The sequence below is a fragment of the Stenotrophomonas sp. LM091 genome (assembly GCF_001806305.1).
GTDB classification, from domain to species: domain Bacteria; phylum Pseudomonadota; class Gammaproteobacteria; order Xanthomonadales; family Xanthomonadaceae; genus Stenotrophomonas; species Stenotrophomonas bentonitica_A.
On record NZ_CP017483.1, the window covers coordinates 2,052,099 to 2,064,212 of the forward strand.

The 12,114-nt window shown below is 68.9% G+C and carries 10 protein-coding genes; 1 reads left to right on the forward strand and 9 read right to left on the reverse strand.

Annotated features, from left to right (window positions below):
* Window positions 1-11: 11 nt before the first annotated feature.
* From bla to rpmB, 5 genes are all read right to left on the reverse strand, one after another.
* Window positions 12-1,013 carry a subclass B3 metallo-beta-lactamase gene (gene bla / locus BIZ42_RS08975; RefSeq protein WP_216636712.1) on the reverse strand — a complete coding sequence of 334 codons (1,002 nt, stop codon included), beginning with the start codon at window positions 1,011-1,013 and terminating at the stop codon, window positions 12-14.
* A 126-nt stretch (window positions 1,014-1,139) separates the two neighbouring features.
* Complete coding sequence (locus tag BIZ42_RS08980) at window positions 1,140-2,540, reverse strand: FAD/NAD(P)-binding protein (RefSeq protein ID WP_070427492.1); 1,401 nt, start codon at window positions 2,538-2,540, stop codon at window positions 1,140-1,142.
* Window positions 2,541-2,576: 36 nt separating this feature from the next.
* A complete protein-coding gene (gene cls / locus BIZ42_RS08985; RefSeq protein ID WP_070426225.1) occupies window positions 2,577-3,995 on the reverse strand; it encodes a cardiolipin synthase in 1,419 nt (472 codons plus the stop codon).
* Between the two features lie 145 nt (window positions 3,996-4,140).
* Window positions 4,141-4,308: a 50S ribosomal protein L33 gene (gene rpmG / locus BIZ42_RS08990; protein ID WP_172407465.1), complete on the reverse strand. Its 168-nt coding sequence runs from the start codon at window positions 4,306-4,308 to the stop codon at window positions 4,141-4,143.
* 10 nt (window positions 4,309-4,318) lie between these two features.
* On the reverse strand, window positions 4,319-4,555 hold the full coding sequence (rpmB, locus tag BIZ42_RS08995; protein WP_019185625.1) for a 50S ribosomal protein L28: 237 nt from the start codon (window positions 4,553-4,555) through the stop codon (window positions 4,319-4,321).
* 318 nt (window positions 4,556-4,873) lie between these two features.
* On the opposite strand from rpmB, the gene BIZ42_RS09000 reads away from it, so the two are divergent.
* Complete coding sequence (locus tag BIZ42_RS09000) at window positions 4,874-6,088, forward strand: glycosyltransferase (protein WP_070426226.1); 1,215 nt, start codon at window positions 4,874-4,876, stop codon at window positions 6,086-6,088.
* A 107-nt stretch (window positions 6,089-6,195) separates the two neighbouring features.
* On the opposite strand, the gene BIZ42_RS09005 is transcribed toward BIZ42_RS09000, so the two are convergent.
* From BIZ42_RS09005 to BIZ42_RS09020, 4 genes are read right to left on the reverse strand one after another with little or no spacing between them, the layout of a single operon-like run.
* Window positions 6,196-9,357: a CusA/CzcA family heavy metal efflux RND transporter gene (locus BIZ42_RS09005; protein ID WP_070426227.1), complete on the reverse strand. Its 3,162-nt coding sequence runs from the start codon at window positions 9,355-9,357 to the stop codon at window positions 6,196-6,198.
* Window positions 9,358-9,392: 35 nt separating this feature from the next.
* Entirely contained in the window at window positions 9,393-10,382 is a 990-nt protein-coding gene (locus BIZ42_RS09010; protein ID WP_083279825.1) for an efflux RND transporter periplasmic adaptor subunit, read from the reverse strand.
* A complete protein-coding gene (locus BIZ42_RS09015; RefSeq protein WP_070426228.1) occupies window positions 10,379-11,659 on the reverse strand; it encodes a TolC family protein in 1,281 nt (426 codons plus the stop codon). Before BIZ42_RS09015 ends, BIZ42_RS09010 begins: the two co-directional genes overlap by 4 nt.
* Before the next feature lie 54 nt (window positions 11,660-11,713).
* A complete protein-coding gene (locus BIZ42_RS09020) occupies window positions 11,714-12,091 on the reverse strand; it encodes a DUF2946 family protein (protein ID WP_070426229.1) in 378 nt (125 codons plus the stop codon).
* Between the last annotated feature and the right edge of the window lie 23 nt (window positions 12,092-12,114).

The following is a 12,114-nucleotide window of genomic DNA, read 5'->3' on the forward strand; positions in this document are numbered from 1 at the left end:
CCGCCCCTGCGTCAGGGCGCGCGTCCGGCCGCTTCCTCGGCAAGCCGTTTGTCCAGGTTGATGCGCCCCTGCTGTGCGTAGCGGCGGCAGGCGCCGGCATCGACCAGCGGAGAGGCCGCGTCGTCCTGCAGACGGGCGAACAGGTCGCTGCCCAGTGGATGCGGCGTGACATGCACGTCGCAGGGAAGCGCGGCCAAGCGGTCCAGGCCGCGCCGGAAGGCCTCCACCATCCGCGGGTGATCGATATAGCGGTACTGCGCATCGGAGATCGCACTGACGCTGTCGGTGTAAGCGATATCCAGGCAGCGCCCAGCGTCGCATGAACGCCAGGTCCAGCTGGTTCCGCCCGGCGTATGGCCCGGGGTGGCGTGGGCAGTCAATGCCAGCGGACCGACGCGGACGACCTCGTCATCGCCGATGGCCCGAACCTGCGCTACCGGTGGAAATGCCGCGCCTTCCTCAAGGTACTGTGGATCATTGCGGTCGCTTCTGCCGTTGCGCAGGGTGGCCACGGCAGGGGCCCGCGCCAGCAGCGGTGCACCGGTGGCCGCCTGCAGATGCGCCAGGCCGGCGGCGTGATCGTAATGCTCGTGCGAGTTCAGCAGGTACGTCACGTCGCGCGGGTCGAAGCCCAGCGTGCGGATATTGGCCTCGATCAGCGGGCCAGCCGGTGTCGTGCCGCCATCGATGAGCACATGGCCCTGATCGGACGTCACCAGCACGGCCGCCAGGCCACAGGTGCCCACGTACCACGTATTGCCGAAGATACGCCGCGGCGGGGCACGATCGTTCCATCCCTCCATCACGCTCGCACCCGCCGGACAGGCGGGAATGTCGCCCAGCGCGGTGGCGGCGGCCGCTGCCTCGGCACCCCGAGCGGTCGCAACAGCGCCATCAGCAGGTGCCTGACGATGGCAGGCGGCCAGACCCAGCATGGCGCCCAGCAAGGTGAGTGCGCGCAGCGTGGCCCTCGCAGGGGCAGGGGTGGCGGTCCGGTCGGGGCTGGACGACATGGGCATTTCCCTCTGTGAAACACACGAGCCTAGAGCCGTCTCCACCCCATCACCAATGCAGATTTCGAAAGGGAGGCATGAGGTGGCTCTGCGGCTGGTTGCGCGGCCCCGGGAAGGATGTCGCCGTCAGCCCAGGCTGCGTCGCGCGGCCTGTTCGGCCTGCACCCGCAGCTCCGGGATCGCCAGGCTTTCCCACAGGGTGCCGATGCGCAGGCTGCCGACCACCCGGATCGCCGGCTGCGGCTGGCCACGACCGTCGATCAGGCCGCCCTCCTCCTCCGTGGTATCCAGGCCCAGGCCATGCGGGCCCGGGCGGGCATGCCCGTCGGCCAGCAGCTGCCGGATCAGCGGATTGCGCATGGACAGTGCGCGCGTCTCCACCCCGGTGGCATTGATCACCGCGGCCACGGTCAATGGCGGCAGGCCACCGTCCGGGCTGCGGCCGTGCAGCTGCAGCCCGCTTTCCTGCACCAGCAGCGTGTCCAGGCGGGCGCGGTGGCGCTGCAGCTGGCCACGACGCTCCAGTTCGGCCACCTGGGCGTGCACCGATTCGGCGATGCGGTGGCGGTGTACGTCCCAATAGCGCACCACGTGGCGCAGGAAACGGCGCTGGTCGGCCTCGCTCAAGCTCAGCCACAGCGCCTGGCCCATCGGCCGGATGCGGTCCATCACGCTCTGCCACGGAATGCCCCGCGCCACGGCGGCATCGGCCTGCGCACGCAGCTCCCGCATGCGCTGGCGCAGCGACATCGCCAGCAGTGGCTGCGGATCGAAGGTGACGGATGCGCCATGCGCCTGCGGCAACGGCAGCAACGCATGACGCGAGAGCACGAAAATGCGCCCACGGTGACCAGCGGCGGCGAGGGCGACCACGCTGTCGGCCATGCTCAGGCCCGAGCCGATGATGGCCAGATCGTCATCGCCGGCCAGAACACGCACGCCGTCGTAATCCCAGGCTTCCACCGCCTGCGCGGGCGGCAGTGCGTCGGCACCGGGCACCGGCAGCGGGCGCATGCTGTTGCCGCAGGCCAGCACCACGCGCTGTGCGCTCCAGGTCACGTCGTCATCGAGCCGCAGCTGCACGCCCTGTGCGTGGGGAACCAGCGCGAAGACCGGCTGTTCGACCACCTCCAGCACCGCCACGCTGCGTTCGCGCGCCTGTTCCAGGCGCTGGCGCAGGTAGGCAGCGTAATGGCGGCGCGGCACGAACTGTTCGGCCAGCACCTCGCGCGGCACATCGGCGATCGCCTCGCTGTCGATCAGGTAATCGAGAAAATCCGCGGGCTGGTCCGGCAGCCCGCTCATTTTGCCGGCCGGCACATTGAGCAGATGCTCGGGCCACGGAGTGGCGTAGGCGATGCCTTCGGCCAGCACCGAGGCCGGCTCAAACAGCACGATGCGTGACGGCCGCTCGGCATGGCGCAGCGCCTGCAGTGCGACAAGGACGCCGGCAGCGCCGCCGCCGACGATGGCCAGATCACACTGGCGATGGGTATCGGACGCAGTCATGCCCCGATTGTAGGCGATGCACGTGGACCGGCCGTCCACGTGCGTCACAGCGGACTACATCAAGGCATCGGCCAGCCGCGCGATGCCTTCGCGGCTGCGCTTCCAGGCCGGACGTTGGCGCCACGTCGCCAGATCCAGCTGACGCGACTGCTCCAGATAGTCCGCTTCGATCTGCGCCAGCTGGCGCACCATGCCGGCGTCGTAGCAGAGCATGCCGATCTCGGCATTGAGCGCGAACGAGCGGATATCAAGATTGATCGAGCCGACCAGCGCGATATCCTCATCGACGGTCAGGTGCTTGGCGTGCAGGAAGTTGGGTGCGTACAGCGCGATGCGCACGCCACTGCGCAGCAGCTCGTCGTAGTAGGCCTCCTGCGCCCAGGAGGTCAGCCGCTGGTTGGTGCTGGCCGACAGGATCAGCTGCACCTGCACGCCGGACAGCGCGGCGATGCGCAGCGCGCTCAAGGTCGCTTCGTCGGGCACGAAATAGGGCGTGACCAGCACGATCCGCCGCCGGGCCAGATGGATCAGCGCGTTCACCGCATCACGCGCGTTGCTGAAGGGATACGCCGGGCCGCTGGGCAGCAGCTGGGTCGGGACATCGGCCGAGCACACCGGCACTGCGGTCAACACATCCAGGCGCTGTCCGGTTTCCATGTACCAGTCGCTGGCGAACACGGCCTCCAGATGGGCGACTACGGGCCCACGCACGCGCGCGACCAGTTCCTTGTTCGGGAACCCGGCCACGAACTGCGCCCGCGCCAGGTTCTGCGAGCCGATGTAACCGACGCGGTTGTCGATCACCGCGATCTTGCGGTGATTGCGCAGGTCCATGCGGCCACTGCGGCGCCAGCGCAGGCCACCGGGCAGCATCGCGCGCACATCCACGCCGATCGCCTGCAGGCGGTGGCGATAGTGGCGCAGCCCGCGCTTGGCGCCGACAGCATCCAGCAGCAACCGGCAGTGCACGCCACGCGCCGCGGCGCGCTGCAGTGCCTGCACGATGGCCTCACCGACCGCATCGTCGAACATCAGGTAATACAGCAGGTGGACGCGTTCGCGCGCCTGGTCGATGTCTTCGATCAGCGCCTGCAGCGAGGCATCGTAGTCATTGAGCAGATCCACCGCGTTGCCATGGATGGGCATGAAATCGCCCTGGCGCTCGATCAGCGGCACGATCTCGGCGGTGGCGGTATCTGGCGCGGGGGTCCAGCGCAGCGGCGGCTGCAGGGCCTGCTCCTCTCGGATCACCTGGGACGCCTCGGCCTGGCGCTGCACGCGCTGGCGCGACAGCCAGGGGTGGCCGAACAGCAGGTACAGCGGCAGCCCGAGCAGCGGCACGAAGCCGACCAGCAGCAGCCAGCTGCGCGCGGCACCGGGCGTGGTGCGGCTGGGAATCCAGAACAGCGCGGCCAGCCGGATCAGCCAATCCAGCATCAACAACCACGAACCCAGCAGCCACTCGAACAGCATCGCGTCGCCCGTCGGGAGGGGAACCGCATTCTGCCATGGGTCGCTGCATGCAACCGGTCATGCCGGGTGCGGGCCCGGGCGCGGCCCATGAAAAAACCCGCCACGAGGGGCGGGTTTTTTCGGGAAGCTCAAGCATCCTCGCGGATTACTTGATCTTGCCTTCCTTGTACAGGACGTGCTTGCGCACGACCGGATCGTACTTCAGGAATTCCATCTTCCCGGGGGTGTTCTTCTTGTTCTTGTCCGTCGTGTAGAAGTGGCCAGTGTTGGCCGTCGAAATCAGACGGATCTTATCGCGCTTGCCTGCCATGATCGTTTACTCCTCAGACCTTTTCGCCGCGCGAACGCAGCTCAGCCAGAACGGAGTCGATGCCGTTCTTGTCGATGGTGCGCAGGGCATGCGCGGAAACACGAAGCTTGACCCAGCGGTTCTCGCTGGCAACCCAGAAGCGGCGCTCGTGCAGGTTGGGCAGGAAACGACGACGGGTCTTGTTGTTGGCGTGCGAGACGTTGTTACCCGTCTGCACTCGCTTGCCGGAAACTTGGCATACGCGGGACATTGCGCACCTCGATAAAGTAGTTGTCAGCCCATAGCCCGGGCGACGGCGGCCTCGGCGGTTTCCCGCCACACGTCATGAGAATCAAAGGGTTACGTTGTCGAGGGCGGGCCGGATGACGTGTTCCCGGCCACCGATCCAAAGGTTTTTGGACACAGCGAGCCGCGCATTATGCCCGCTTGAAGGGCCTGCGGCAAGCTGGCATGGCCCGGCGGAGCCATGCCGGTTCCATGACGGCCCCTCCGCTAGGCTGCCCGGGCATCGAACCCGGACTGAATAGATGACCCCAGCGCCTCCCCTCCCCCTCGCCCGCGGCCTTTCATGAAGCTGCTCGCCCTGACCTACGGCACCGAAGGCGACACCCGCCCGCTGGTGATGCTCTGTCATGGGCTGATCGGCGCCGGCCATGAGGTGCTGCTGCTGGCCGAGCGCGGCACGCTCGATACCGCGCGCCAGCTGGGTGTCCCGCATGCCGCGCTGGAGGGCGACATCCATGACGAGGTGGTGGCGCTGGTGTCGCGCGGCAACGCCCGCCTTGCGGCCTCGCGGGGCTTGGCGCGGATGGCGCAACGGCACGTGCCCGGCTGGATGCGCCAGGCCGACGCGGCCGCCGCCGGGTGCGATGCGGTGCTGAGCGGCGGGCTGGCCGCGTTCGTGGGCCTGGCCGTGGCCGAACACCATGGGCTGCCGGTGATCGGCACCGGGATGATTCCGCTGACCCCGACCGCCGGCTTCCCCTCTCCGTTCCTGCCACGGCTGCGCCTGCCCGGCGCGCTCAATCGCCTCAGCTACACCTTGGTCAACCAGGCGGTATGGCGCACCTTCCGCGGTCCGGTCAACGCCGCGCGACGGGCATTGGGCATGCCGGGGCGCGCCTCGCCCTGGCGGGATCTACCGATGCTGTACGGCATCTCGCCCAGCCTGCTGCCCCCGCCGCCGGACTGGCCCGCCAACCACCGAATCTGCGGCCAGTGGCGAGCACCGGAGCACGGCTGGCAGCCGCCGCCGGCCCTGCAGGCCTTCCTGGACGCCGGCCCCGCCCCGGTCTACCTCGGGTTCGGCAGCATGACCGGCTTCGATCGCGACCAGGTGCTACCCGCGCTGCTGGCGGCCCTGGCGCCGCGGCGGGTACTGCTGTTCCCGGGCTGGGCCGGGCTGCCCAGCGCCCCGCTTCCGCCAAACGTGTTCGTGCTCGGGCCGACCCCGCACGAAGCCCTGTTCCCGCGCTGCTCGCTCGTCATCCACCACGGTGGCAGCGGCACCACGCACTCGGCCTGCCGGGCCGGGGTGCCGTCGCTGGTGATGCCGTTCGCCGCGGATCAGTTCTTCTGGGCGGACCGGTTGCAGCAGTTGGGCGTGGCACCGGCGGCGCTGTCGCCGAAGCGGTTGGACGCAAGGACACTGAGGCGGGCCATCGCGTTCGCCGAACGTGCCGATACCCGTGCCCGCGCCGCCGCGCTGGGTCACGCGATGACTGCCGAGAACGGCGTCAGCACTGGCGTCGCTGCCATCGAGGCGTGGTTGTCACCTCGATAGCAGCGGCCACGGCGCGCACATATTTTTCTGTGCCGTCTGAAGAATCACCCGACCAATGGTCGGGTGCTACCCCATCGATGAAGGGTTACCCCACCACCTGTGCCGCCTCATCCTTTCCGATGCAGCCAGCGATACAGCACCGGCAGCACCAGCAAGGTCAGCAGCGTGGACGAGACGATGCCGCCGATCACCACGGTCGCCAGCGGACGCTGCACCTCCGAGCCGGCGCCCACGTTGAAGGCCATCGGCAAGAAGCCCAGCGAGGCCACCAATGCGGTCATCAGCACCGGGCGCAGACGGCCCAAGGCACCCTCGCGTACCGCCTGCGGCAATGGCATCCCCTGCTCGCGCAGGCTGCGCACGAAGCTGATCATCACCAGGCCGTTGAGCACCGCCACGCCGGATAGTGCGATGAAGCCGACACCGGCCGAGATCGACAGCGGAATGCCGCGCAGCGCCAACGCCAGCACGCCACCGGTAAGCGCCAGCGGCACGCCGCTGAACACGATCGCCGCATCCTTGACCGAGCCGAACGCCCAGAACAGCAGCGCGAAGATGATCGCCAGCGTCACCGGCACCACGATGGACAGGCGCTGGCTGGCCGAGATCAGCTGCTCGAAACTGCCGCCGTACTCGATCCAGTAGCCGTTGGGCACCTGCACATCGCGCCCGATCGCCTGCTGCAGATCACCGACAAATCCACCAAGGTCGCGGTCACGCACGTTGGCGGTGACCACGATCCGGCGTTTGCCGTTCTCGCGGTTGATCTGGTTCGGCCCTTCGCTGTTGCTCAGCGTCGCCAGCTCACGCAGCGGCACCGTGCGCGCACTGCCACTGGTCCAGCTTCCGGGGCGGCTGGACTCGTCAGCGTCATCGGCCAGTGCAGTCTCCAACGACACCGGCAGGTCCGCCAGCGCGGCCGGATCCTGGCGCAGCGCTTCGGGCAGGCGCACCACGATATCGAAGCGGCGATCGCCTTCGAACAGCTGCCCTGCCACCTGGCCACCCACCGCAGTGGCCACGGTCGACTGCACCTGGCCCGGGTTCAAGCCATACCCGGCCAACGCGGTGCGGTTGGGGGTAACGGTCAGCAGTGGCAGGCCGCTCGTCTCTTCTACCCGCACGTCGGCCGCACCCGGCACGCTGCCGGCCACCGCCGCGATGCGCTTGCCGACCGACAGCAGCGTCTCCAGGTCATCGCCGAACAGCATCACCGCCACGTCGGCACGCACGCCGGAAATCAACTCGTTGGTGCGCATCTGGATCGGCTGGGTGAACTCGTAGTTGTTGCCGGGCAACTGCTCGACCGCGTCTTCCAGCTCGGCCAGCAGCGCCGCACGTGTCTTGCGCGGATCCGGCCAGGCCTTGCGCGGTTTCATCATGATGAAGGTATCGGCGACCGACGGCGGCATCGGATCGGACGCGACCTCCGGCGTGCCGATCTTGGAGAACACCTTGTCCACCTCGGCGAACTGCACCAGCCGGTTCTCGATCTGCTTCTGCATCTCGATGGACTGGGTGAGGCTGGTGCCGGGGATGCGCATGGCGTGCATGGCGACATCGCCTTCGTCCAGGTTCGGCACGAACTCGCTGCCCAGCCGCGTGGCCAGCAGGCCGCAGCCGATCACCAGCACCAGCGCGCCGGCGACCATCCAGCGGCCGCGCCGCAGGGCGAAGGCCAGCATCGGCTCATAGCGCCGCCGCACCCAGGCCATCAGCCGGTTTTCCTTCTCCTGCACACGGCCGCCGAGGAACAGCGCGATCGCGGCCGGCACGAAGGTCAGTGCCAGCACCATCGCGCCGGTCAGGGCCAGCACCACGGTGATCGCCATCGGGTGGAACATTTTTCCTTCCACGCCGGTGAGCGCGAAGATCGGCAGATACACCGCGGTGATGATGCCCAGCCCGAACAGGCTCGGGCGGATCACTTCGGCGGTGGCGCTGGCGGTTTCGGCGAAGCGTTCTTCGCGGGTCATGTCGCGGCCGAGCACGTGCTGGCGTTCGCCGAAGCGGCGCAGGCAGTTCTCGATGATGATCACCGCACCATCGACGATCAGGCCGAAGTCCAGCGCGCCCAGGCTCATCAGATTGGCCGACACACCGCCCCGGGCCATGCCGGTCAGCGTGAACAGCATCGCCAGTGGAATCACCGCCGCGGTGATCAACGCCGCACGGAAGTTGCCGAGCAGCAGGAACAGCACCACGATCACCAGCAGGGCGCCTTCGATCAGGTTCCTGGCGACAGTCTCGATAGTGCGGTCGACCAGCGCGGTGCGGTCGTAGCTGGCGGTGACGGTGACGCCCGCGGGCAGGCTGGCCTGCGCCTGCTGCAGGCGCGCGGCCGCGGCCTGGGCAACATCACGGCTGTTGGCGCCGATCAGCATCACCACCGTGCCCATCACCACTTCATGGCCGTTCTGGGTGGCCGCGCCGCTGCGCAGTTCCGGGCCGTCCTGCACCTGGGCCACATCGTGCACATGGATCGGCACGCCTTCGCGGCGGGCCAGCACGATGTTGCCGATCTCCTCCAGGTTGGCGACCTGCCCGGGGATGCGCACCAGGAACTGCTGGCCGTTGCGTTCGATGTAGCCGGCGCCGACGTTCTGGTTGTTGGTTTCCACCGCCTGGGCGACATCTTCCAGGGTGAAGCCCAGCGCGCGCAGCCGTGCCGGGTCCGGGGTAATGTGCACCTGGCGCTGGAAGCCACCGATGGTGTTGACCTCGGTCACGCCCGGCACGTTGCGCAGCTGCGGGCGGATCACCCAGTCCTGCAGCGTGCGCAGGTCGGTGGCGGTGTAGGGCGTGCCATCGGCCTTGCGCGCCTTGGGATCGGCGTCGATGGTGTACATGAAGATCTCGCCGAGGCCGGTGGAGATCGGCCCCAGCTGCGGATCCAGTCCCTCGGGGATCTGCGATTTGACCTGCTGCAGGCGCTCGGCGACCTGCTGCCGGGCGAAGTAGATATCGGTGCCGTCCTTGAACACCACGGTCACCTGCGAGAGGCCGTAGCGTGACAGCGACCGGGCCTGCTCCATCGCCGGCAGGCCGGCCATCACCGTTTCCACCGGATAGGTGATGCGCTGTTCGGTCTCCAGCGGCGAGTAGCCCGGCGCGGCGGTGTTGATCTGCACCTGGACGTTGGTGATGTCCGGGGTGGCGTCGATCGGCAGCTTGGTGAAACTCCAGCTGCCCAGCGCGATCAGCACCAACGTCAGGGCCATCATCAACCAGCGATGGGCGATGGCGGCGCGGATGATGCGCTCAAGCATGACGGCGCCCTCCGGATGCGGGGCGTGGCGAGGCGTCAATGTTCATGCGATGCCCCCGCCTTGCCGATGTCGGCCTTGACCACGTAGCTCTGCTCGACGACCACCTCTTCGCCGAGGGTCAGGCCATCGAGCACTTCCACCTTGCCGGCATCGCGTGCACCCAGCGTCACCGCGCGTGCGGTGTAGGTCTCGCCTTCGCGCACGAACACCACGTCCTTGCCGTCCATCGTCTGCAGGGCGCTCAGCGGCACCACCTGCGCCGCCGGCGTGGTAGCGACCACGATGCGGGCCTTGACCGCGGCACCGGGCCGCCATTGACCGTCATCGTTGCGCAGCGTGGCACGGGCGACCGTGCTCTGGCTGGCGGTGGCGGTACCGGGCAGCACACGCTCCAGCGTGGCGGCCTGGCTGACGCCATCGGTCATCCGCGACACCGTGACCGGCACACCGGCGGTGATGTGCTGGGTGTCGTTGCCGAAGATATGCAGGTCCACCCACAACGTGGACAGATCACCGATCTCGAACAAGGGGGTGCCCTCGCCGGCCACGCCGCCGACCTGGGCCTGGCGCGCGAGCACCACGCCACCGATCGGTGCGGTCACGGTGTAGGTGGTGAGACTCAGGTTGCTCTCGATGCTGGCCAGCACCTGGCCGGCGCGCACCCGGTCGCCGACATTGGCGCGCAGCGAGCGGATCGGCCCGGGGAAGCGCGCCATCACCTGCGCGACGCGGCCATCGACCGGGGTCAGCAGGCCCTGCACGTCGTGCTCGTCGGCGATGGTGCCGGCCACCACCGGCGCCACCCGGATGCCGGCCTGTTCGGCCATCGCTGCGGCGATGGTGGTGCTTTCCGGGGCGTCATGGTCGTCATGATCATCGGCATGCCCGGCCTCGCCATGGCCGGCGTCCGTCGCAGCGGCCTTGGTCGGCGCTGCCGCGGGGTCACTGCTGCCGCAGCCGGTGAGCGCCATCAGCGCGATCAACAGGCTGCCGGCCAGCACGGTACGGGTCAGGGAAGCGGTCATCGGCGGTCCTCCGTGGACACGGTGTCGGTGGCGGCGACCATGCTCTGGCCGGTCAGCCGCTGGATTTCAATGAGGGCGGTCTGTGCGGCGATGGCCGCTTCCAGCTGGCGCTGGCGTGCTTCGATCCGCATCGCCTGCAGCTGGGCCCATTCCATGTAGCTGATGGCGCCGGCACGCCAGGCCTTCTCGGCGGCATTCTCGGCGCGCTTGAGCTGGGGCAGGACGTCGCGCGCCATGCGCGTGACTTCCAATCGCGAGGTCAGGTAGCGGCCATGCGCTTCAGCGAGCGTGGCGTACAGCTGCAGCCCGCGCGCCTCGCGCTCCACGCTGTTGAGCGCCAGCTCGGCCTCGGCCGCGCGGATCTCCGGCTCGGCGCGGCGCACGCTGCCCAGCGGCAGGCTGAAACCAGCCACCAGCGAGGTATCGCGGGTATCGCGGCTGTTGCGCACGCCCACCTGCCAGCTGACGTCGGGCCGTGCTTCGGTTCGGGCCAGCTGCACCTGCGCTTCGCGGATGCGGCGCTCACCGGCCAGCACCGCCAGTTCCGGCGTGCGCTGGAGTTCGTCGGCGAGCACGGCAAAGTCCTGCAGCGCGGGCAGCTGCATCGGGTCGCCACTCACCACATCGAACCCGGGATCACGCTGGTGCCACAACGCCGACAGTGCCGCACGCGCGGACTGATCCATCTGCGTGGCGCGATCGCGGTCCAGCTCAGCCTGGGCCAGCATCGCCTGGGCCGTCATCAGCACCGATTCCGGCGAGGCGCCGGCCTGCAGGCGCAGCCGCGCGGCGGCCACCGCGCGCCTGCGCTGTTCGATATCGGTCTCGGCGATGCGCAGCTGCTGGCGCGCGTCGGTCACCGCCAGGTAGCGGCGGGCGACTTCGGCCATCAGGTCCAGCCGCGCGGTTTCGCGCTGGGGGGCGAGGCTGTCGAGGTTGGCCTGGGCCACGGCGCGGCGGGCATCCAGCTTGCCGCCCCGCTCCAGCACGCCGGCCAGGGTGACGGTGACCTCGGCGGCATCGACGCCGCGGGCCTCGCCGGTGCCGAGCGCGTTCTCCAGTTCCACGCCCACGGTCAACGGCGGCGACAGGCCGGCCGCGTCACGGCGGGCTTCCCACACCGGGCGCTGGGCCTGCGCCAGGCGCAGGTCGGGGTGGTACTGGGCGACGCGCGCGATGGCGTCGTCGAGGGTCAACGGTGCAGCAGGTGTCGTGCCCTGTGCGTATACGCACGGCACGAACGCAATGGCAGCCAACGCTGCCAGACGCATCCACATGGGAGTCTCCAGAAAACAATCAGATGGCAAACGGCGGCACGCGGCCGCAGGGCATCAGATCGCTATCGGAGGACGCAGCAGGTTCTCGGGCGGCTGGGTGCGCAGTTGCGCGACCAACCCGGCAGGGACGCCGTGGCTGGGGGCGGCGGGCAGGCTCCAGGCCATCGCCGCCATCGGCAGCACGCCGCCGTGGCCATGGCAGTGGCCGCAATGCACCAGGGCATGCAGCCAGTCTTCGTTGCCGTCGTCGTCGCTGGAGGCGGTGCCGGCCGTGTCATCGCTGCCATGCAGCTCGCTGCTGTCGGCATGCACGCTCAGGTGGATATCGGCCAGGGCCGAGGCCAGCGAACTGCCGAACACGCCCACACCGACCACCACCAGCATCAGCAGGCGGAGCAGCAGGGACGGACGCGGGCGGGCACGACGGAGCATGGCCCGCAGGGTAGCCGGGCGTG